Raw genomic sequence first — 22,245 nt, 5'->3', positions numbered from 1 at the left:
ACATGTCCGGAAGAAAGGCATCCCCGCAGGTTGAAGGGCAGCAGGAGGGTGGCCATCGGATGCACCATGCCGCTGCGGCCGCTCATCAGGTCTCGAAAGGCCCGTTCTTGTCCCGGCGATGGTTGGCGGCAGGGCTTCTGGGGGCCGTTTCCGCGGTGGCGGGGGCCGAGCTTCATGTGGGTCCCGGGAGACCCTGGGAGGATCCGGCCCGGGCCCTGGCAGCGGCACGGGCCGGCGACGTGGTGGTGGTGCATCCGCGCCCGCGCAACGAGCCGTATCGGATGGTTGCGCTGAGGGTCCGGCAGCCGGGCGTGGTCTTGCGCGGGGCGGCCGGAGCGGGCCTGCACGTCCCGCTCAGCGGTGAGGGGGCCGATCTGTCCGGGCGGGGTGGGCACCCGCGTGCGGTGGTGCAGTTCGATCCGGGGGCCGACGGCTGTGTGCTGGAAGGGTTCGAGTTGTGGGGTGCCCGCAATGCCGATGGCAACGCCGCAGGTGTGCGGGTGAGCGGTGCGCGCGGGGTGGTGATCCGGGATTGTGTGATCCGGGACAATGACATGGGGGTGATGTCCGACGGGGGAGATTTGCCTGATGGCGCGCGCGGATTGCGCCTGGAGAGCTGCGAGATTCGAGACAACGGCAGCGACGCCCACGCGGGATACGCGCACAACCTTTACCTCGCTGGCGAAGAGGCTCTCGTGCTGGGCTGCCGAATCGCGCGTGCGCGAACCGGTCACAACCTCAAGAGCCGCGCGCATCGGACCCGGGTGTGGGGCAGCCTGTTGATCGGGGCGGCGGAGCGGGAGCTGGACCTGGTGGATGCGGCGGGATGGACCGATCGCCCCGGAAGTGATGTGTGGGTGGCCGGTTGTGTCATCGTCAAGGCGCAGGTCACACGCGGGAACCGCGGGGTGGTGCATTTCGGCCGGGACGGTCGGGCAGACCGCATGGGTCGGTTGTGGATGCTGTACAACACGGTGATCACGCCGCACGCCGCACCGGTGGTGGCGGTCTCCTGTCCGAGGGCTTCGGTGTGGATGGAAGGCAACCTCTTTGCGGGTGGCGGTGCTGCGTCCGGCCGCCGGCTCCTGGTGGAGGTGCCGGGCGGCCCTGCGGAAGGGAGGGTGAGAGGTTGCGACAACTGGGTGGACGCCGGTTACGGCGCCGTCCTTCCCGCGGGGTTGCGGGCCACGCGTGTCGGCGAGCCCGGCCGCAGCCTGCCGTGGCGCGGCCCGGTGGAAGCGGACTACCGGTTGCGCGCGCCCGTGCCGGGGATCACCGACGCCGGGGCGATGTGCGGCGAGTTGGAGAGCCGGCTGGGTGGCCTGCGTTTGCCCGAATTCGTGCCGCCGTGGGGATGGCGACCGCGCCCGTGTCACGGGCGACTCGACCTGGGCGCGTTCGAGTGGAGCGGGGAACGCTGACCGGGCCCGGCGCCATGCGGTGTTTCTCCCGGCCGGTGCCCGAAGGGGGACCGGTCCGGCGTTCACACCTCCTTCACGATGCCCCAGTAAACGTCCAGTCGCTTGGAGAGGAAGAGTTGGATGGCGCGCAGCAGGGTGCGCGCCTCGTGTTTGCGGCCCTGTTCGATGATTTGTGCGAGGGTCATCCCGGGTTTCACGGGGAATGCGCTCTGGGCGATGATGGGACCTTCGTCGAGGTGCATGGTGACGAAGTGGGCCGAGACCCCCACGATTTTCACGCCGCGCTCGTAGGCCTGCCGGTACGCCTGGGGACCGGGGAAACTGGGCAACAGGGAGGGATGGATGTTGATGATCTTGTTCTTGTAACGCCAGACGAAGTTCGGGGAGAGGATCTTCATGAAGCGGGCCAGGACGACGAAATCGGTCTGGTGCTCGTCCAGGATCCGGAGCGTCTCCTCTTCGGCGCGGTTGCGGTCGTCCCAGGGGACGTGGACGAAGGGCAGGCCGTAGGGGCGGACGAGAGGTTGGAGATCGGGCCGGTTTCCCACGACGACCACGGGGTCGGCCCGCCGCAGTTTGCCGCTTTTCCAGGCGCGGAGAACGGCTTCCAGGCAGTGGGGTTCTCGTGTGACCATGACGGCCATGCGCTGGGTGCGGTGGGGCTCGGTGAACCGGAGGGTGATCTCCATCTCCAGTTCGCGCGCGAGTTGGTCCAGGCCGGTGCGCACGGCCTGCTCGTCCAGCTTCCGCGCGTGCCAGGAGGCCTGCAGCGTCATGCTGAACTGACCGCGTGTGACCTGTTCCTCCAGGGCTTCGATGTTGGCGCCCTGGTGGAAGAGAAAGTTGGTGATGCGCGCGATGACCCCGGTTTTGTCGCGACCGATGACCGTGATCGTGGCGAACCGCTTCATGGCTCCACACTTCACACGAGGTCGAGCCGGCAAGGCAACGAGAATCGAAGGGGCCGGCGGCGTGCACTCCGCGGGGTCGCGCGCGGCCGGTGTCCGGGCCGGCTCTTGCTCCGGATGCGGCCCGTGGTTACAACCGGTCCGTGCAACCGACGTCTGTAGCGCGGCTGGGTGTCCTGGGGTCCGGGGCCGGAAGCAATTTCGTGGCGATTGCGGAGGCGTGTGCCGCCGGGCGGATACCGGCCCGGGTGGTGCTGGTCCTGAGCGACGTGGAGCATGCGGGGATTCTCGTGCGGGCCCGGGAACGAGGCATCCCCGCGCGGTACATCCCTCCGGGGCCGTTTCGAACCAAACTGGACGAAGAAGCCGAGCGAGCCTATGTGCGGGCGCTTCAGGAGGCGGGCGTGGAGTATGTGGTGCTGGCCGGGTTCATGCGCGTGCTGAAGTCGGTTTTTCTCCGGGCGTTTGAGGGGCGCATTGTGAACATTCATCCGTCGCTGCTGCCGTCGTTTCCCGGGCTGGCGGCGTGGCGTCAGGCCTGGGAATACGGCGTGAAGGTGACCGGGTGCACCGTGCATTTCGTGGACGCGGGGGTGGACTCGGGCCCGATCATCGGCCAGCAGGTGGTGCCGGTCTTGGACGACGACACGCCTGAGACGTTGCTGGAGCGGATTCACCAGGCGGAGCACGAGTTGTATCCGCGTTGTCTGGCGGCGCTGGTGCGGGGGGAGCTGGTGTTGCAGGGCCGGCGGGTGCTGTGGCGCGGCGCCCGCCCGGAGCAGGAGACCCGCACGGGGGACCGTCCCGGCGGCTGAGCCGGCCTGAGGCAAAGGAGCGGGGCAGCGATGAGCCTGGCGCATGCGTCCGGCGAGCAGAGGACGGCCGATCTCCGGGGGGATCGGGCCCGGCAGATTATGTGGGGCCTGGCCACTGGCGTGGTCATGGGGCTGGCGATGCGGGGGCTGGGCGGCTGGCAACCCGGGTGGTGGCCCTGGTTGGAAGGTATCAGCCGGCATGTGCTGGAACCGGTCGGGCAGGTATTTTTGCGGTTGTTGTTGCTGGTGGTGGTTCCGCTGGTGGGGGTGTCGGTGGTGAGCGGCGTGTTGGAGTTGGGGCGGGGTCGGAGCTGGGGACGGCTCACCGCCACGACGTTTGGACTGTTCTTGTTGAACATGGCGATGGCGGTGGCGCTGGGGCTGTTGATCATGAACCTGTGGGCACCGGGTCGCGGCCTGCCGGCGGATGCGGTGGAGCGGCTGTATGCGGGTCAGACCGGAACGGCGGCATGGAGCGCCGCGCCGCGCCGGCCGGAGCTGACCCCGGGCATGCTGGTGGATCTGCTGATGCCGCGGAACTGGGTGGGTGCGGTGGTGGACTTTCAGATTCTGCCGTTGATCACCTTTGGCGTGTTGTTCGGCTTTGCCGCACGTTCCCTGCCCGACCGGGCGGCGGAGCGGGTGCGCTCCTGGATGGCGGTGACCGGCCAGGTGTTGTTCCGGATGGTGGAGATGGCGATGCGGCTGGCGCCGGTGGCGGTGGCGGCGTTGATCGGGGCGGCGGTGCTTCGCGTGGGTCCCGAACTGCTGAAGATGCTGGCGGGGTTTGTGATTGCGGTGTTGGGCGCGATGACGGTGCATCTGGTGGGGGTCCTGGGCCTGCTGGTGCGGTTGGCCGGCGGGCGGAGTCCGCTGGCTTTTTTCCGTGCCGTGCGGCTGGCGCTGGTCACGGCGTTTTGCACCAGTTCGAGTGCCGCCACGCTGCCCACGAGTCTGGCGGTGGCGCGTGACAGGCTGGGCGTGCACCCGGGCACGGCGGGTTTCGTCCTGCCGCTGGGGGCGACGATGAACATGAGCGGGACGGCGCTCTACGAGGGCTGCGTGGTTCTGCTGGTGGCGCAGGTGCACGGCGTTTCGTTGACCTGGGCGGACCAACTCACGCTGTTGGTGCTGGCGGTGCTGGGTGCGGTGGCGGTGGCGAGCGTGCCCGGGGCCTCGCTGCCGGTGATCATGGGATTGCTGGCGCAGTTCCGCCTCCCGCCCGAGGGGGTGATGCTGGTTCTGGGTGTGGACCGGCTGCTCGACATGGCGCGGACAACGCTCAACGTCGCGGCTGATCTGGTCACGACCTGCGTGGCCGACCGGGTCGTCAAGGTCGGTCGCGATCCCGAGCAGCAGGCGCTTTCCTCGGGGTGAGGGGTGCCCGCTTTTGGGGACCATTTTGCCCGACGCCGGTCGCGGCTCCCGGTTGCAACAGGATTGACGAGCCGGCGGGGACCGGCGTTGACTGGCCTCATGCGACGCTTGTGGAGCGCCGGGTTATGGGCCCTGTTGATCGGGGTAACGGTCTCGTGTGCCCATCGGGACGGGCCCCGCTCCGCGGCAACCGCCCGGCCGGTGCTGACGCCGGACACGCGGTTGACGGGGCGGATCGTCTCCGTCAACGAGGTCGGCAACTTTGTGGTGTTGCAGTTTCCGGGTGGTCGCCTGCCGGTGCCGGGCCAGTCACTGGCGGTTTACAGGGAGGGGTTGAAGGTGGGCGAGCTGAAGGTGAGCGGCCCGCAACGTGAAGATCACATTGTGGCGGACGTGACCGCCGGGGAGGTCCGCACGGGAGACGAGGTCCGCTCCAACTGACCGGGGCGTTTCCACGAACCACCGGGCCCGAGACGATCACGGGCGGCCCCGCCCGTGGGCGGATGCAGGTGGCGGACCGAGGCGATCCCGCCCGGTGGTCGGAGGAAACGCGTGCCCCGCTACGCCGCCACGCGGATCCCGCGCTGATTCATGCGGGTCAGGAGCCATGCGTAATCGGCGGCCATCTGGTCGGCCAGAGAGACCATGCGCTGGTCCAACGGAAGGATGTCCCAGGTCTGGACCTCGATTTCCAGGTGGTGGCAAAGGTCAGGGTCTCCCGCCAGCTCGTCCAGGAGTGTCTCCACGTGGTCGTGGGTGAGAAGGAACCATTCCCCGTCGCGGCCGTGCAGCGGGGCGTGCAAGTGGATGCGGCATTCCACCGCGGGCAGACCAGCGTGAACCGCCTGTCTGGCCTCGGCCAGGGTGCGAAAGATCACCCGTTGACCGTCCGACAGGAAGGCCACGACGTGATGTTGATAGTCGGTTTCCCGGATCGGGTCGAGGAACTCGCAGATTTCCGGGCAGGGGCAGATGCGGGGGACCACGCCAAACTGAACCTTGCCGATCTTGATGTGGGCTTCCTTGAAGCAGGCCAGGGCGACGGCCGGGTCTTCGAATTCGACGGCGAAATGAGCGGCGTCGTAGGCGACGGTGAGGAATTCGATGATCCGGGAATCGTTCATGTGTTCACGCCGGAACCGGGAAAAGAACTCCAAAACCTCGCCACTGGTTTCGAGCAGGCAGTAGGGAGTGGGCTCGAGGCAGAGCCGGATCAAACGGCCGGTGCGTTCCAGGGTGCGATCCAGATGTTCGATGCACTGCCAGAGGTGGGCCCGGATGAGGGCGAGCTCCTCGGGGGAATAGAACGTGCCTTTGACGCCGCCGGGCAGGGTGCTGATGGTTCCCTCCACGCCCGGGGGCAGCAATTGGACCAGCAGATCACAGAGCAGGTTTGTGTAGGCGGTCCTTTCCGGGGAGGTCCAGTCGGGCAGGAAGACCCGGGGCGGGGCCAGTCGGTCACGGAAATGTCCGCAGGGGAAACTGTGGATACTGAAGACGTAGGCGCCGTGCTGATCCAGCCAACGGCGGAAGGCGCGGACCTCGGCCGGGTCGCTCAGTTCACGCGCGGCGCGTCCGCTGAGGCGGAGGCTGATTCCCATGGGGCGGTCGGGACAGAGCCGGGCCCGGACGGGCAGCCAGTACTGTTCCAGCCGGCCCAGTGTTTCGGCCCACGTATCCCCGCGGTAGAGGTTGCTGCAGTGGGCCAGGTGCAGGCCGTGCATCAGTTTCATGGCTTCCCACCGCAACCATACGCCCGGTCTGCATTCCGGCCAAGGGCCCGGTGCCCCGGGCGCGGCCTGTCCGGGGATCCTGCCCGGCCGCGGCGCAGATTGCGGGTCGCCACGACCGACCCGGGCACAATCGGGGCCCGTCGGTCGGCTGGCTCCATCGAAGAGCCCGTGAGCGCAATGTCGGGGCCGAGTGGGAGTACTGCAGCGGCTATCGACCCACGGGCAGCTGGGTCGGGACGGCGGTCGCAGCAATGGGCCGTGGCCTGTGGGTGGCGCAGGGAGTTGCGGCCCCGGAGGGCGGGGCGCGGAACAGGCCCGGGTGGTGCAGGGTGGACGGGCAATCCATGGATGGGGCTGAAACCGCGCTGCTGGAGCGAGTCCGGGGCGCGGATCACGGGCACAGGTCGCGTTTTCCCCGGAGGCAGCAACTCTCAGCCAGTTTTGCCGGCGCCGATCCAACACTTGACTTTTTTTTTTTCTGTTTTATTGGCGCCATGAAGACCCTGAGTATGCCTGTGAATTCACGCGGAGTGCTCCGCGGTTTTGCGAAGCGAGGGTGGTTTACCCTGCTGTGCTGGGCGCTGGGTCTCAACCTGGCGATTGCGTGTTATCTGTCGGCCCCCAGGCCATGTCCGGCACCTGTGTGGATCAACGGTGTGCGATGTGTGTATCTCTTGTACGGCAGTGACTATTACATGTGGTACATCGCGGCTCCGGCCGGCAGTTGGGGATTTACGCGTCTCATCAATGACAACTATCAGTGGTGCCGCTATGAGTGTGATGACGGGCAAGAACGTAGTGCGTTCACAGGGGTCATCCTGGAGAGCCCGCTGTGCCGGGGATCGGCTCACTACCCCTGAGGGATCGAAGGCGTGATGCACCGGGTGCCGGCGAAAGCTGTTGCCATCCATGAGCGCCGGCGTTCGAGAGGGCGGGGCCGCGGTGGGAAGGGAGTCGTTGTCGAAAGAGCCGGCGTCGCTTGCGCGGTGTTGCTGCTGGCGGGGTTGGGAGTGGCGGGTTGGGGGTCCGCGGCGCTCGTTCCGGCCGCCGGGGGCTCCGAGGCGCGGATCGGGGACGACCCGGCCGAGATCTTTCGGCGGTTCCTGGAGAATCCCGAGCCGGTACGACGGATGGTTTATCGCCGGTCGTTCAGCCGGCATCGGATTCTCGTTGTGGACGATCAGGGCCGGGAGCGTGCGGTGGAGCCGAGGCCGGTTCTGGAACATCTCGAATTGGCATGGCAACCGATGGGGTGGTACCGCCGCTTTGGAGAGGGGTCGCACGCGCTGTACCGAACCAAGGGATGGAAACACGTAGAATTTGAGCGGCCGGTGCCCGGGGCTGAGCCGGTGGTAGGGACAAATCCGGAATATTCGTGGTCGTTGAACAATGGACACACGCGCCTGTCCATCGTGGCTCGGCTGTCGCGGGAGGAGGCACCGAACGACTGGCATATGGCCAGGGTTCAGGACACGCAAGCGATTTACGATCTGCGGTTCGGTTTGGACGCCCTCGGCCCCGGTCGGCTGCAATGGATCAGTCCGGAGGAGTTTCTGGTGGAGGAGGTGGATTACCTGTTGTTCGGGGGAGGTCACGGGCGAATCGTGGCTTGGGACTCGCGGCAACGCCCCACGGAGCTCGTTTATGCGGCCCGGAACGCGAAGGGCAGATACGAGACTTGGAAGGTGCGTTACACGTACAGGGACGATCGCCCGTTTCCGCCGTGGCTCTATGTGGTGGAGGAAAACAGCGAGGGCCGGGGTCGGTTGTGGCATACGAACTGTGTGGATGAATTCGAGACGGGCCTGGATCCGGCAGCCCCGCGGGGTTACTACCCTGAGATGTTCCGCCGCGCGAACACGCCCTACGAGATGGTGACCCTTTATTCAAATGACGTTCGTTACATGGTCAGCCGGCAGGGGCGGCTTCATCGGCTGCCCGTCGTGCCCTACGAACCGTTGCGGCAGCCGCAGACGAACGTTTGGTTCAAGCTGTTCATGTCGGGCGTGGTGCTTGCAGGGGGAGCGGCACTGTGGTTGGGGCTGCGGCGACGGCGTGGGGCAAGTTGAGCGCAAGGGGCCGGCGATGGGCAAGGTCCCAACGTCTCTGGCGAGGCACGACCAAAGTCCGGTGTCTCCCACACACAGGGTAGGAGGAGGAGGCGCGTAGAGGGATCGGGATGGGAAACTGAAGGTGCCGGCCGGTCTGGTGTGAGGAATGGCGATGCGAGAGGAGCGACCCGTGAGCGGTAACGCGGTGGGCAGCGGGCATCTCTCATGCAGGACGGTGCGCGCCGTTGTGCGCCTGGGTGGTCTGGTGCTGGTGGTGCTGGGTCTGGCGAAGTGGAGCGTGGCTGCAGGGCTTTCAGATGGGTTCGGGCCGGGGTCGGGAGCACCTCTGGTGGTGTGGCGGATCTGGGCGGCCCTGCAGGGCGCGGTGGAACTGGCCGCAGGCGCGGCGGTGTGGTTTCTGTCCCCTCGCATCGGGAGTGCCGCGCTCGTTGCGCTGGGTGGGGCGTTCGTCCTCTGGACGGTCTGGGATCCACCGACCGGGCTCCCGTGCCCCTGCCTGGCCGGTCTGATGCATGGGAGCGGTCATGTCCGGGAGCATTCGTGGGAGTGGCGACTTGTCCTGGGGAGCTGGCTTTTTCTGATCGGTTTCCTGAGTCATCTGGCCTTGAACCGACTGCATGAATCCGAGCCGTGACTCAAGGGCCTTGGCGGCGGGTGCGCTGGTCCTGACGGTGTTGTTGGCCTGCTTCTGGTGGCGCGACCTGGGGAAGGCGATTTACGTCGGGTACGATGATCCGTGGGAACTGCTGAAGATCGGCTTTTTCGTTCGTCATCCGGAGCTGGGGGCGCGTGTCTGGAACGATCAGCCCTGGTTGCACACGCTGCTCAATGCCTGGTTGTGCCGCTCCGTTGCCCCGGGAGCCTGGATGCCGCGGCTGTTTACCATTGCGTCCGTGGCGGCGATGTGGGCGGCGGTGGGCTGGATGGGACGCGGCGTTCCGGGTGCGTTGGGGCTCACGACGGGGTTTTTGCTGGTGGCCGGCACCGACACGGGCCTGCGGCTGATGCTGAGCACGATGCTGGAGCCGGCGAGCATGGCCTGGGCGGTGGTGGCGGCCGCCCTCCTGTGCGGTGGCGTGGCGGGGCCGGGACCTCTCCGAGCCGCGCTGAGCGGACTGGTGATGGCCGCCGCGTTGCATATCAAGTTTACCGCTGCGATCACGGTGCCGGGCATGGTGTTTCTGGTGCTTCGACGGTACGGGTGGCGGGGGGCTCTGAGGTTGTTGCCGGCATGGATGACGGGTTTCGGTGCGGGGTTTGCGGGCTTGGTTTGGGCCTCCCCGTCGTTTCGCTGGGACTGGCTCCTTACTTCTCACTGGGAGGCGCGTCACAGGATCGAATCGGACTTCGAGCCACCCACACCGTTGGAGATCCTGTTGCAGGTGGAAAACCTGCCGTGGCTGTTGGCAGGGCTTGCGGGGCTGGCATGGGCCCTGCGCACGGGGGCGTCACCGGTTGAGACGTTCGCCCTGGGTTGGCTGGCCGGCGCGTTTGCGTTTGTCTGTGTGGCCCGGCCCTGGTGGTACTACTACCAGTACCACTTTCTGGTGCCTGCGTCCCTTCTGGGTGGCGGGTTTTTGGAGCGCACGCTTGCCTGCCTTGGGGCATGCGGCCCCGGTGCCCGGACGGAGGCCCGATTCGCGGGCAGTCACGGTGGACGCTTCTCACCCCCGGTCTGGTCGTGCATTCTGGTCCCGGCCACGGTGGGAGCTTTGTGGCTGGGGTTCGGACTCACGGGCACGTTGCGGACACTCATGTTCATGGGACCCGGGTTCACGCCGGCCCAGCCGTTCGTGGTGCAGATGCTTCGCGAACAGGCTCCGCGGATCCGCTGGTGTTATGGTTCGGTGGAGTATCTTGCCGAGTTGGTTCAGGCCGGGGTTTATCCACCGCCCGAGCTGCTGGTGATGTCTCCCAAGCGTTTGTGGAGTGGTCAACTCAACCTGTCGCGGTTGGCGCACATCCTGGAATCCACCGGTACGGAGCTGTTGCTGCTTCACCGGCGGCGTGAACCGGCCGACCCGAACTTTGCAGAGTGGCTGCACCGGAGGTATCGGATGTGGGAGAGCATGGGTGACGCGGAGATCTGGATTCTTCAATCGTCCGGGGCTTCCGACGCCGGCGTGCCGGTGCATTCCGATGGTTCGTGAAAAGGGAAGCCGGTGTGGGGGAACCGGGACCCGGTTTGCGGGACGACTCCTCGGGCCGGGTAGGGGTTGCTGCCCGGCGGGGCGCATGAGGGCGTACAGGCCGGGACCGCCCCCTGAGCTCTCGAGTGGCACCGAGCGAGACCTCCGGCTCTTGGGCGCCGAGCACGCGGGCCGGGGCGTCCGCTGAGATTGCCTGATGGGGATCGGTACGGACGGTGCGTTGAGGTCCGGAACGGGCGGCACGTCCGGGGCTCGACGGGCCGTGCGCGCTGGCCTAGCCTTGCCGGCGGCATGGATGCGAATCAACTCATTGACGGGCTGATTTTTTACATTGGTCTGTTGGTCCTGCTGACCTTCCATGAATACGGCCATGCGTGGATGGCGCTGCGGTGCGGGGACGACACTGCGAAGCTGCAGGGGCGCTGTTCGCTGAATCCGCTCGTGCACATTGACCCGATTGGCACGGTACTGCTGCCGCTATTGATGATTTTTTTGCCGGGTGCGGGCCGGTTTTTGGTGGGGTGGGCCAAGCCGGTGCCCGTGAACCCGTACAACCTTCGGAACCCGAATCGGGATCAGATCCTGGTGGCCATGGCCGGACCGGCCATGAACGTGTTGCTGGCCATCGTGTTGTTGGGTCTGGCGCGGGTGTTTGAACTGGTCAATGTCCCCGGTGCGGTCGGTCTCCTGGCCCAGATGGCTTACCTGAGCCTGTTGCTGTGTTTCTTCAATCTGATCCCCATTCCTCCGCTGGACGGGTCGTACGTCATGCGCCAGTTGACCGGCATGTCGCATGAGACCTACCACCGGCTGGCACAGTATGGGTTCATCATTCTGATCGTGGTGCTGCAAATTCCCATCGTGCGGCGTCTTTTGGCCGGGTTGACTCATGTTTCATGGGCGGCCATCGCCACCGTGTTCGGTCTGGGCAGCTGAGATGCGTTCCTGCACGGGGTGGGCTTGCCGCCGGTGCCGAAGCGGTGAGCGGCTCGGATGCAGAGGGGTACCGGCGGGCCGCTGGGGCTGCTCGCCTCGGGAGATCTGCAGCAGGCTTCAATTCCCTGACGGGAGCACGGACTGCGCGCGGCGCTTGAGCTCCTCGTTCCTGGTGAGGGATACGGCCCGTTGCAGGGCCAGCTGCATCGGTTCCGGCAGGGCTTGGTCGGGCCGCTGCTTGTGAAGACGTTCGGCCACGGTTATCAGGGCCGCGCAGGCCTCTTCGCGCGTGGGTTCCGGTTCGAGGAACGGCTTGATCATGGTGACGACCTCCGGAGTGGAAAGGCCGCCGACGGCTGCCAGATAGAGGCGGGCCGTGGCCGGATCCTGGACGTAACGGGCCGCCTGCCGGCACATCACGAGGCGTTGCTCGGCGGTCAGCTCGGGATCGGCTGCCCATTCGAGGAAGCGGCGCAGGGCGCTCTCACGAGTTGCGGCGTCGGGCGACGTGTCCACCAGCGCGAGCAGGGCCTCCACGACCTCGGGCCGGCGCCATTCCAGCAGAGCTTTCAGGGCGGTGGTGCGCAGCTCGGGCGGGCCGCTGCGGGCGGTGTTGAGGGTTTGTCGGAGCGCCTTGTCGCCTCCGAGCCGGGCCAGCAGGCTGTACAAGACCGGTGCCTGAACGGGGCCGGTGTTCACCAGGGCGCTGAGGACGGCTTCCGTTTCAGTCGGGCCTGCGCCGATTTTGCCGGTGAGGTCGAGCAAGGCCTGCCGGGCGGCCTCCAGTTCCTGTGGTTGTTCCAGTCGGCGCAGCTCGCTCAAGAGCCAGTTCCACTGCATCCGGTTACCCAGCCCGCCGATGAGGCGCAGGGCGGCCACGCGCACTTCGGATGGCTGCGTGCGCACGAGCCGTTGCAATCGCGGCAGGGCAGCGGCCAGGTGCCGGCGCCGAACCACGTCCATGCCGGCCAGTTTCAGGTTTGGATCCTCGTCGTCCAACAGACCGAAGATCGCATGCTCGACGCGCTTGCCGGGAAGAAAAGCCAGGGAGGCACGTGCCGCTTCGCGAAGGTCCGGATCCGGATGGAGGACCCAGGCCGCCAGGGCGTCTGCAGCACGTGAATCGCCCAACCGGCCCAGTGCACGGACGGCGGCCATCTGCACGGCCGGGTCGGGATGGTTGGTGGCCTGCAGGATGGCTGGCAGTGCCGATGGGTCGTGTCGCTCGGCCAGTGCCGACAGCAACAAGGTCTGGCGTTCGGGCGGCAGCAAGGCGACCTCACCGGCGAGGACTCTGGTGACGGCCGGGTGGGACTCGCGGTACGCGGCCTGCAGTGCTGCATGAAAGCCGGTGAGATCACCCGCCTGCAGGGTTTCCCGCAGGAGTCGGAGGTCACGTGGGCCACGACCCAGGATCGCGCCCTGCAGGGCTGCGGTCCGGATGGGGTCCGGGGCAAGGCCGGAGGCGCGCAGCCCGTCGTAGATTCGCAGCGCGTCACGATCCCGGCCGGCTGCCCGGAGTCGGTCCGCGGCACGCAGGAGCGCTTCACCGAGCACCTGGCGTTGGTCGGACGACGCGCCATCCCATGCATTCCAAAGGGCTTGGACAGCATCTGCGGTGGCGATTTCGCCAAGGGCCAGGGCGGCGGCCCGACGGACCGCCGCGTCGGCATGGGTAAGCCGGGTGGCGATCTGCGGCACGGCAGCGGGGTCGCGTCGCACACCGAGGGTGGTGAGCAGGCCGGCCAGGACTCGTCCCTGTGCGTGGGCCAGCGAGGCGCGCAGCAGCTCGTCCACTTCCGGGCCGGGCATCGGTTCGAGCGCGTAGAGGGCCATGTGCGAAAGCCCGGCGTTGGTGAGCAGTGGGGCCAGAGCGGGCAGGCACCGGGGCGTGCCGATACGGGCCAGTTCCCGGCAGGCATCGGCCTTGGTTGTGACGTCTGTGTCTGCGGACAGGATGCGTGCGCAAAGTTCGGCCTCCCTCGGGTTGGGTTCGTTGTGCGTCCGGGGCGCGGGGACGGGCCGACTGAGGCAACCTGCCGTGAGGAGGGCGCCGAGGAGTGTGCCCAGGAGAGTGGCGAATCGCAGATGCATATTCCGGGGAATCCTTCAGATGGTGTATGGGGCCCGCATGGCGCGCGAGCGCAGCCGATTGGCTTCTTCGTCATCGGGGAACTCTTCCCGTGCCGGATCATAGACGAGGTCGCGACCCACCCACATGCAGATGTTGCAGGCGTGGACCGTGCTCATCGAGTGGTGCATGACCGAGGCGTTTGCCACGGCCGGCCGTCGGGATTTCACGCAATCGAAGAAATCGCGAACATGGCTCATGGGCCGGCCGGTACGCACCAGGTATTCCTCCACCACCCGACGATATTCGCCCAGCAGCCGCGGGGAGGAGACCTCCGGCCGGGAGTAACCGTCCGCGCAGGAGGCCCAGCCTTCCGTTCCGACGAAGCGCACGCCACAGGCGCCGTGCCAGAGTTCTTCGCCCTTGGTGAGGATGAGTCGTGTGCCGTCGGTGAACTCGGCGACCATGCCCTCGCCGGTGTCGTTGTTGACGTGGTGGTAGCGTACGGGGGTCGTGTGAGCCCGATCCAGTCCCATCAACGCCTGGGCAATGGTGTGCGCGCCCCATTCGCCGATGCAACCCGTGTGGAAATCGTAGTAGCCGCGCCAACCGCCGGCGACATAGGAGGCGTTGTAGGGGCGCCAGGGACACGGTCCGAGCCAGAGGTCCCAATCCACCTCGTCGGCCGGTGGTTCGGGTTGACCCGGCAGCCAGTCGTGACGCATGAGGGCATTGTCCCAGGGCGCGATCTGGACGTACACGGTGTGGACGCGACCCAGCAGACCCTGGCGGGCGGCCTCCTGGCAGAAGACGAAATTGGCCTCGCTGAGCCGCTGGGTGCCCGTTTGGTAGACCCGACCGTACCGTTGCGCCGCCTCGAGAACGGCCCGCCCCTCGGCCAGGGTCAGGCACGACGGTTTCTCCACGTACACGTCCTTGCCTGCCTGCATGGCCCAGATGGCTGCGAGGGCGTGCCAGCGGTCGCCGGTGGCGATGAGGACCGCGTCCAGGTCGGTTCGCTCGGCCAGGAACTCGCGGAGGTCGCGGTAGGTGCGGCAATCCCGGTTGCCGTAGTGCTGGTCCACGATCCGTTTGGCATTTTCCCGTGCCTGCCGGCGGGCATCACAGATCGCCACGAATTGGACGTCCTTCTCCGGCAACATCCATCGCAATACGTGCGTGCCGCGGGCGCCCACGCCGATGACGCCCATGAGGATGCGCTCGCTGGGTGCCACGGCGCCGCCCCGGCCCAGGGCCCGGGCGGGCACGATCGCCGGGAAACCCAGGGCTGCTCCCGCAAGGGACATGCGCCGCAGAAACTCGCGGCGGCTCAGGAAAGGACGGTGGCCGGAAGGATTGCCCAATCGAGCGCACGAGGACACCGGTTCACGCATGGCCGGCAGGATAGGACGGCTGCCGGCGACAGGCGACACGTTTTTGTTCGGCCTGCAAGCAGTTGGATCGGCTGCACCGGGGCCGCCTCCATCCGGCCGGATCGGGGCAGAGGTGGTCGAAACTTCCGACAGCCGCGGAGCGTGCCGTAGAAGGTTTGCGGCCGGTCAGATGGAGCGCCGGGTCAAGCAGCCGCCCCGGGGGTCATCGGGTCGAAGCCGGACTTGACGGTTGCCCGGCCGGGGAGGATGTAAGAGGCGGAGACTGATGATGCCGACCGGGACTCAACCGACTCCGACCGGCTCACGCCGGCGTGCCTCGACTCGGTCCGTCGAACCGGACGTGCTGCACACCGCTGCCGAGGCGCTTCCCCATTTGGAGACCTCGTCGGGGGTGCGCCCGCGCAAACGCGCTTCACCCAAGGTGGCGATTCCGCGGGTGGCGTTGTTGATTGAGTCGTCCCGGGCAGCCGGCCGGGCCCTGCTGTGTGGCATTGCCCGCTACGCGCACCATCACGGGCCCTGGTCCTTTTACTGGGAGGCGCGCGGTTTGGAAAACCCCTCGCCCTCGGGCGTGGCGTTGGACGCCGACGGTGTCATCATGCGGGACACCGGCGAGGTTGAACAGGTGCTGGCCCGCGGCCTGCCCACCGTCGTGGTTTGCCACCGGCACGGTGAAATGGACGGGGTCATCAGCGTGGTAACCGACGGCGAGGTGATCGGCCGGCTGGCAGCCGAGCATCTGTTGGCCTGCGGTGTCCGGCACTTTGCCTTTTGTGGTTATAAAGACTGCACGTGGTCGGAAAGCCGCTGGGTTTCTTTTCAACGCCGGATTGCCGAGGCGGGATTCGAGGCAACGGTGTTCCGTGTCCGGGCGGAGGTGACGGGTGCGCCCTGGCAGGACCAGCGCCCCGCCATCGCGCGGTGGCTCCGGACCCTCCCGCGGCCGATCGGGTTGATGGCCTGCAACGACGACCTGGGCCACGAAGTCGTGGCCGCCTGCAAATTGGCGGGGCTCTCGGTGCCCGACGACGTGGCGGTCATCGGGGCCGACAATGATGAGGTGGTTTGCGGGTTGAGCGACCCGCCGCTTTCCAGTGTACACATCAACTTCGAACAGGCCGGTTACGAAGCGGCGGAGATCCTCGACCGGCTCATGCGGCGGGGCCGGGGCGAGACGGGCAGAATCCTGGTCCGCGCCAGCCACGTCGTGCCCCGGCGTTCCACGGATATTCTGGCCGTGGACGATCCGGTCCTGGCCCGGGGACTGCAATTCATCCGGGATCATGCACGGGAACCGTTCCTCGTGGACGACGTGGCCCGGGCGGCGGGCATTTCCAGGCGCGCCCTCGAGAAAAGGTTTCGCAGGTTTCTGGGGCGTTCCATCCTGCACGAGATCCGCCGCGTCCGCGCCGATCAGATCGCCCGGATGCTGGTGGAAACCGACCTGCCGGTGGCCGAGATTGCGCAGCGACTCGGTTTCAGCGACGTGCAACACGTGGCCCGCTACTTCCGCGCGGCCAAGCAAATGAGTCCGCTGGCCTGGCGGAAGCTCTACGGGCGCAGACCGTCGTGAACGTCCCGCCATCCCTCCCAGCGTATCAGGGATCGGCCGGAACCAGCCCGCACGCTCGCAGGGGCCAATCGGCAGCCGCGTGGTCCGGCACGGCGCACAAGTCGGACCGTGCCCCTCTCACCAAGGACGCCGGGCTCCCCGGTGGAGCCGCAAATCCCGTGAGCAGACCCGCTGGCAGGCCCGGGATCGTGCCCGCTTCGCACCTGCCCGAGTCACCGTCGGGCCTGCAGGTGGTGGTGCGGGAACAGGGACAGGGCGGAAGAAGAATCGCTCCAAGGTCACGAGGCTCCCAAGCAGATCGGCCTGGCGCCGGGGATTTGCGACTGGAGCGAACCCCGCGTGTGGAACCCGGTGAGCGTTACCTCGCCGCCGAGCAAATCGGGGGTCGCTCCGGGTGAGACGTCTGTTGGCTTTCCACGGCGTCAGAGGGTGCGGGTCCGCAGCTGTCCGGCCGCATGTCAGTCGGCCCTCCGCCCGGCGCCACAATCAGTTGTTGATCAGCATGTTGCATCCATTGACGGCAAGCGACCCGCGGATGGTCGCGCGGCGGGCAAGCGACATTTGTGACGGGTGGTTCGCAAAATGGCGAAATCTTTGCGCAAAATGGCGTTGTTTCCGGGACCGCTCACGATTAGGGTTTGGTACGGCAGGCGGTGTCCCAAACGGACGGGCCGCACCCGAACCTGAGATTCCTATGAGCAGACTGGATTCGAACAAGCCGGTTTCGCGCAAGGTGCGTCGTACCGGATTTCGTGCGTTCACCCTCATCGAGTTGCTGGTGGTGATTGCCATCATTGCCATCCTGGCCGGGATGTTGTTGCCCGCGCTTTCCCGCGCCAAGGAGCGGGCCAAGCGCATTCACTGCTTGAACAACATCAAGCAGCAGAGCACGGCCCTGTTCATGTACGCGGGCGACAACAATGACCGGCTGCCCAGCTGGCGGAACATCGGCAACTGGCTGTGGGACATCCCCCAGGCGGTCACGGACCGGTTGGGGCCGGAAGGGGTGATTCGGCCGCTGTGGTATGACCCGGGTTTTCCCGAGCAGAACGACGACGAGTTGTGGAACTTTGCAGTGAACGCGCAGGGCACGGGCTTCCGGGTCGCCGGCTACGCGTACACCTTTGACGGAACCGGTTCAGGTGGACAACCCATTTTGAACCCGACCAACGTGAACAAGAAGATCACGCCGGAGCCCATCACCCTGGGCGCGTTGACCATGCCGGCGCCGCCGCCGTCCGAACGGGTGTTGCTGGCGTGCGCCACCATCTCGCAAATGAACAACGAGATGAACCGCAACATCAATAATTACACCCAAATCCGTGGGGGCTGGAGCAAGGCCCATCGGTCGCCGCACCTCAACGGTCCCATTCCCAGTGGCGGCAACGTGGGGATGCTCGATGGCAGCGGTCGCTGGCGGAATTTCAACGAAATGCGCGTGCGCACATTGTCGGGCCCGTACTTCTGGTGGTAACCGGCCCGAGGGCCCTTGTGGATTCCACAATTTGGGATGCGTGGACCTTGCAAGAAAGAGCCGAGCGATTTCGGATAGAGACCGCCGGTGATGAGGGCGGCCGGTTTGCCGTCTTGTTCCGCCGGTGGTGTCGGGCTGTGAGACAGTCAACCGTCAAACCCACCAACAGAAGACCTGAACCTATGCGCAAAACCTGTAAATTCCTCCTGGCCGGCACGTTGGTGCTGGGGATGCAGTGGGCCCTCTGTGGCGCCACGTTGAAGAACCGTTGGAGTTTCAACGAACCCAGCGGCCAGACCACCGCCGTGGACTCGGTGGGCGGCAGGAACGCCACGCTGATGAACGGCGCCTATTTTGACGGCGCTGGATCCGTCTGGTTGAACACCCCCACGCTGCCGTCGAGCGACCCGAGCGGCGACTACGTGGCCTTGCCGCCGAACATCATTACCGGTTACACGGCCATCACGATCGAGGTCTGGTACACCCCGTTCGTCACGGCCTTCTGGAGCCGCGTTTGGGACTTCGGTAACAGCCTGAACAACAGTGGGGCGTCCACTTCGTACTTCTTCATGCGGACCGGCGATGCCAATGGTGGTGTGCTGGGCGACATCACCATCATGGTACCCGCACGAAACACGCAGCAGGTCCCCGGGCCGGTGATTACCACCGGTTCCGAGACACACCTGGTGTGGACGTCGGATGCGAACACCGGCGTGGCGCGCATTTACGTCAACGGGCAGCTCGCTGGCGAGACGCTCGGGTTTACCAACACCCCGGCCATGATTGGCGAGACCACCAACAACTGGCTGGGCCGGTCTCAGTGGGGTGCCGATCCTTACGCCAACATGAGCTACAACGAGTTCCGCATCTGGGACGGTGCACTGAACCCGCTGGAGGTTGCGGCGTCGTATGTTTCGGGACCGGACACGGTGGACCTGAACCCCGGAGCCGTCACCTCGGTGGAGCTTGATCTGCCGGCCACGCTTCTCAGGGCATCGAGCGCCAATGCGAAGGTCCTGGCACGAACAGCACGTATCCCTTTTGCGGTGGACGTGACGGGGGTGCCGGGTCTGAGCTATCGGTCTTCGAACACCAATGTGGTGGTCGTGGACGCGCGTGGCCGCGTGACCGCCGTTGGGTTGGGTAGCGCTACCATCACGGTTGAATTCACGCTCGATGGCGTGACCCGAACCGCCCAGAAAGATGTCACAGTGGTCAATCTCGAGCCCAGGCTGTTGCATCGGTACAGCTTCAACGAGGACGGAAGTTTCACGGCCACGGACAGCGTGGGCGGTGCGCATGGCACCATTCAAATCGCCGCGGAACAGCGGGGTGGTCAGGCCGTTCTGTACGGCACCGCGCTTTCGTACGTGGAATTGCCGGCGAATTTGATCACGCCGAGCACCATCACTCGCAATGCCATCACCTTTGAGGCGTGGGCCACCTTTGGCCCGAACGCCAACTGGGCTCGTCTGTTCGACTTCGGCAACACCGTGGGGTCGGACGGCGGCAACTACATCTTTTTCTGCCCGCATTCCGGCGGCGGTGATACGCGTTTCATCATCTCGAACACGCAACCCGGCTGGAGCGGCAACGGGGAACAGGGCGTGTTCATTCCGGGAACCATGGACAACTGGACCAATGTCCACATCGTGGCTGTGGTGGACTTTGGTCGGGACCTCATGGCCGTTTACACGAATGGCCGTCTGGCCGGTTTGAACACGGCCATGACGCGGGAGCTGAGTGCCATCATCAACAACTACAGCTATCTGGGGCGGTCGCTTTACGGCGCGGATCCGTATCTGAACGGGTTGATCGACGAATTCCGGATCTGGGACGGTGCGCTCAGCGCGCAGCAGATCGTGGCCAGTTACCGGGCCGGTCCCAACAACACCAACAATTCTCCGGGCCAGTTCATCAACATCGATGTGGATGCGCCGGCCCAGATCACTGCGGGCTTCCAGGCACGGGCCCGCGTCATTGGCAACTGGCAGAACGCACCGAATGTGGATCTGCTCACCGATCCGGATCTGCAGCTCACCTCGGATCGTCCGGACGTGTTGACTGTGGGATCCGGGGGTTTGCTGACGGCCGTGGCTCCAGGGACGGCCACACTCCGTATCCGTTATCAGGGGCTCGAAGCGACCAAGGAGGTTCAGGTGGTGGCTCCGAGCGCCACGCTCGTCCACCGGTGGACCTTCAATGAGACCGAAGGGATCCAGGTGGCCGATGTGGTGGGAGGTGCGCACGGGTACATCACCGTCGGCATCAACACACTCGGCGTCACCAACGCCTACTGGACCGGCGCAGGTGAACTGGTGATCAACACCAACGCCGCCCTGGGCGCCACGGACACGTACATCGACCTGCCCGACGGGATCATCTCCCGCCTGACCAACAACGCGACCTTCGAGGTGTGGGTCACGATCTACAACTCGGACGGTTGGTCGCGCGTGTTCGATTTCGGCAGTCTGCCGGGCGGGCCGGATTGGACGGCTGAACCGAACATCTTCCTCTCGCTCAACGGGCAGTTCAACTGGGTGTACGGCAACATCAGCGGCGGCGCCCTGCCCACCAGCACGAAGTTGCATCTGGTGGTGCTCTTCAACGAGCAGGAGCGCCAGGTGAAGTACTACCGCAACGGTGTGTTGGTGGCCATGAGCCAGCCGGGTGCGCTGAACCTGTCGCTCAGCCAGATCAACGACACCAACAACTGGCTGGGTCGGTCGCTGTACTCCGAGCCGATGCCGACGCCGTGGCGGGATCCCTACCTGCAGGCCGCTTACGACGAGTTCCGGATCTACTCGGGTCTGCTGACCGAGGCGCAGATCCTGGCCAACTACGCCACGGGTCCAAACCCGCCGGCCGAAGCGCCGTCACTGTCGGCCCGGATCGAGGGCAGCCAGCTGATCCTGAGCTGGCCCAGCAGCGCGGCTGGTTTCGCCCTGTACGCGACGCCCGTGCTCGGGCCCGGCGCGAGCTGGTCGGCCGTGGAGGGCACGCCCACGCTGGTCGGCGATCACTACGAGCAGGCGGTTCCGCTGGCGGGGGCTTCGCAGCGGTACTTCCGGCTGCAGAAGTAGTCTGTCGGGTCCCGTTCCGAGTCCATGATTGACACGGGCTGCACGGAGGGCGTTCCCGGTCCCCTTCGTGCAGCCCTTTCATTGTGGTTCGAATTTCCCATGGGACGCGCGCCTTGTGTTCGGGCAGAGGACCGGCAGGGCCGTAGCCGGAGGAGGCTGCCTGGCGGGCTCGCTGGGTTCGCGGCCGGCCTGTTCCTCGGGCTGGGTGTGTGCGGTGTGGACCGGGTGCTTGGTGGGGAGCCGCCGGTGCCGCGTGGTGACACTCGGATTCATGATCCGTCCACCGTCACTCGAGATGGGCCGCGCTGGTGGGTGTTCGGGACCGGCCGCGGGATCGTCTCTCGATGGTCCACCAACCGGTTGGATTGGCACGAAGGCCCATCGGTCTTCCGCGAGGCGCCGGGTTGGGCCACGGCATGGGTGCCCGGGCATCGGTTTCGGTACTGGGCGCCGGATGTGATTCGCATGGGGGACCGCTTTTACCTCTACTACTCGGTCTCTACCTGGGGGTCGAGGCAATCGGCGATCGGGCTGGCACGGGCCAGAACCTTGGACCCGGAAGCAGCCGAAGGGGGTTGGGAGGATGCCGGTCCGGTCATCCGGACCACGCCGGAGAACGATTACAACGCCATCGATCCGGCTGCGTTCCCGGACCGGGACGGCCGGCTGTGGTTGGTCTTCGGCTCTTATTGGTCGGGAATCAAGTTGGTGGAGTTGGATCCTGCCACGGGGCTGCGCAGGGATCCTGCCGCGCCGTTGGTGTCACTGGCCTGGAAGGAGGCGATAGAGGCGGCTGCCCTTTTGCGGCATGGAGACAGTTACTTCCTGTTTGTGAACTGGGGACAGTGTTGTCGGGGGACCAACAGCACCTACGAGATCCGTGTGGGCCGGAGCCACACGGTCACGGGCCCGTACCTTGACCGGGAGGGCCGCGACCTTCGGCAGGGCGGCGGCAGTCTGTTTCTGGGCAGCTCGGGTCGGTTCATCGGGCCCGGCCATGCTGCCTTTTTCGAGGCCGACGGCCGTTGGTGGGTGAGTTACCACTTTTACGATGCGAACCAGGGTGGACGCAGTGCGCTGGACATCCTGCCCTTGGAATGGGACGCGGAGGGTTGGCCCGTGGTGCAACCCCGTCGGGAATAGGATGCTCGGTTGCACGGCCCCGGGCTGTGGAACCGGTCTGGGTACGGAGTCTTGCAGACAGGAGGGACCTCCGCCTCTCTCCGGTTTTTGGTGGG

Annotated in this window: 17 protein-coding genes and 1 pseudogene; 14 read left to right on the top strand and 4 right to left on the bottom strand. The window is 66.2% G+C overall.

Annotation, left to right across the window (positions count from 1 at the left end; all coding sequences use genetic code 11):
- Positions 1-176 precede the first annotated feature (176 nt).
- A complete protein-coding gene (locus ACPDIX_RS07265; RefSeq protein WP_423431115.1) occupies positions 177-1,421 on the top strand; it encodes a hypothetical protein in 1,245 nt (414 codons plus the stop codon).
- Between the two features lie 62 nt (positions 1,422-1,483).
- Here the strand turns inward: ACPDIX_RS07265 and ACPDIX_RS07260 are convergent, their stop codons facing one another.
- Positions 1,484-2,332 carry a formyltetrahydrofolate deformylase gene (locus tag ACPDIX_RS07260; protein WP_423431114.1) on the bottom strand — a complete coding sequence of 283 codons (849 nt, stop codon included), beginning with the start codon at positions 2,330-2,332 and terminating at the stop codon, positions 1,484-1,486.
- Positions 2,333-2,472: 140 nt separating this feature from the next.
- Between ACPDIX_RS07260 and purN the strand changes: the two genes are divergently transcribed.
- From purN to ACPDIX_RS07245, 3 genes are all read left to right on the top strand, one after another.
- Complete coding sequence (purN, locus tag ACPDIX_RS07255; RefSeq protein WP_423431113.1) at positions 2,473-3,144, top strand: phosphoribosylglycinamide formyltransferase; 672 nt, start codon at positions 2,473-2,475, stop codon at positions 3,142-3,144.
- Between the two features lie 30 nt (positions 3,145-3,174).
- A complete protein-coding gene (locus ACPDIX_RS07250) occupies positions 3,175-4,521 on the top strand; it encodes a dicarboxylate/amino acid:cation symporter (protein ID WP_423431112.1) in 1,347 nt (448 codons plus the stop codon).
- Between the two features lie 99 nt (positions 4,522-4,620).
- Positions 4,621-4,962 (top strand): hypothetical protein, encoded by a 342-nt coding sequence (locus ACPDIX_RS07245; RefSeq protein WP_423431111.1) that lies wholly within the window; start codon positions 4,621-4,623, stop codon positions 4,960-4,962.
- A gap of 119 nt (positions 4,963-5,081) precedes the next feature.
- Here the strand turns inward: ACPDIX_RS07245 and eboE are convergent, their stop codons facing one another.
- Positions 5,082-6,254 (bottom strand): metabolite traffic protein EboE, encoded by a 1,173-nt coding sequence (eboE, locus tag ACPDIX_RS07240; RefSeq protein ID WP_423431110.1) that lies wholly within the window; start codon positions 6,252-6,254, stop codon positions 5,082-5,084.
- 494 nt (positions 6,255-6,748) lie between these two features.
- Here eboE and ACPDIX_RS07235 point away from each other — a divergent pair, with 494 nt between their 5' ends.
- From ACPDIX_RS07235 to ACPDIX_RS07215, 5 genes are all read left to right on the top strand, one after another.
- Complete coding sequence (locus ACPDIX_RS07235) at positions 6,749-7,114, top strand: hypothetical protein (RefSeq protein ID WP_423431109.1); 366 nt, start codon at positions 6,749-6,751, stop codon at positions 7,112-7,114.
- A 126-nt stretch (positions 7,115-7,240) separates the two neighbouring features.
- Positions 7,241-8,323, top strand: coding sequence for a hypothetical protein (locus ACPDIX_RS07230; RefSeq protein ID WP_423431108.1), 1,083 nt, complete (start codon positions 7,241-7,243; stop codon positions 8,321-8,323).
- A 172-nt stretch (positions 8,324-8,495) separates the two neighbouring features.
- The gene (locus ACPDIX_RS07225; RefSeq protein ID WP_423431107.1) at positions 8,496-8,960 is read left to right on the top strand and encodes a hypothetical protein; all 465 of its coding nucleotides are present in this window, start codon (positions 8,496-8,498) and stop codon (positions 8,958-8,960) included.
- Positions 8,944-10,476, top strand: coding sequence for a hypothetical protein (locus ACPDIX_RS07220; RefSeq protein ID WP_423431106.1), 1,533 nt, complete (start codon positions 8,944-8,946; stop codon positions 10,474-10,476). The genes ACPDIX_RS07225 and ACPDIX_RS07220 overlap by 17 nt, the downstream gene beginning before the upstream one ends.
- A gap of 291 nt (positions 10,477-10,767) precedes the next feature.
- Positions 10,768-11,412 carry a site-2 protease family protein gene (locus ACPDIX_RS07215; protein WP_423431105.1) on the top strand — a complete coding sequence of 215 codons (645 nt, stop codon included), beginning with the start codon at positions 10,768-10,770 and terminating at the stop codon, positions 11,410-11,412.
- Between the two features lie 117 nt (positions 11,413-11,529).
- On the opposite strand, the gene ACPDIX_RS07210 is transcribed toward ACPDIX_RS07215, so the two are convergent.
- Both ACPDIX_RS07210 and ACPDIX_RS07205 read right to left on the bottom strand, forming a co-directional pair.
- Positions 11,530-13,506: a HEAT repeat domain-containing protein gene (locus ACPDIX_RS07210; protein ID WP_423431104.1), complete on the bottom strand. Its 1,977-nt coding sequence runs from the start codon at positions 13,504-13,506 to the stop codon at positions 11,530-11,532.
- Positions 13,507-13,521: 15 nt separating this feature from the next.
- On the bottom strand, positions 13,522-14,877 hold the full coding sequence (locus tag ACPDIX_RS07205; protein WP_423431103.1) for a Gfo/Idh/MocA family protein: 1,356 nt from the start codon (positions 14,875-14,877) through the stop codon (positions 13,522-13,524).
- Between the two features lie 340 nt (positions 14,878-15,217).
- Between ACPDIX_RS07205 and ACPDIX_RS07200 the strand changes: the two genes are divergently transcribed.
- From ACPDIX_RS07200 to ACPDIX_RS07180, 5 genes and pseudogenes are all read left to right on the top strand, one after another.
- Positions 15,218-16,450, top strand: a complete 1,233-nt coding sequence (locus ACPDIX_RS07200) for a XylR family transcriptional regulator (RefSeq protein ID WP_423431102.1) — start codon at positions 15,218-15,220, stop codon at positions 16,448-16,450.
- 694 nt (positions 16,451-17,144) lie between these two features.
- Complete coding sequence (locus ACPDIX_RS07195; RefSeq protein WP_423431101.1) at positions 17,145-17,924, top strand: type II secretion system protein; 780 nt, start codon at positions 17,145-17,147, stop codon at positions 17,922-17,924.
- Positions 17,925-18,106: 182 nt separating this feature from the next.
- Positions 18,107-18,814: pseudogene (locus tag ACPDIX_RS07190) on the top strand (LamG domain-containing protein); the annotation flags it as partial.
- Positions 18,815-18,853: 39 nt separating this feature from the next.
- Positions 18,854-21,007 (top strand): LamG-like jellyroll fold domain-containing protein, encoded by a 2,154-nt coding sequence (locus tag ACPDIX_RS07185; RefSeq protein WP_423431178.1) that lies wholly within the window; start codon positions 18,854-18,856, stop codon positions 21,005-21,007.
- A gap of 216 nt (positions 21,008-21,223) precedes the next feature.
- On the top strand, positions 21,224-22,150 hold the full coding sequence (locus ACPDIX_RS07180; RefSeq protein WP_423431100.1) for an arabinan endo-1,5-alpha-L-arabinosidase: 927 nt from the start codon (positions 21,224-21,226) through the stop codon (positions 22,148-22,150).
- Positions 22,151-22,245: the final 95 nt, after the last annotated feature.

The organism is Limisphaera sp. 4302-co (genome assembly GCF_049537155.1).
Lineage (GTDB): Bacteria > Verrucomicrobiota > Verrucomicrobiia > Limisphaerales > Limisphaeraceae > Limisphaera.
The sequence above is the reverse complement of the archived record's forward strand: the minus strand, read 5'-3'. Positions and strand labels throughout refer to the sequence as shown.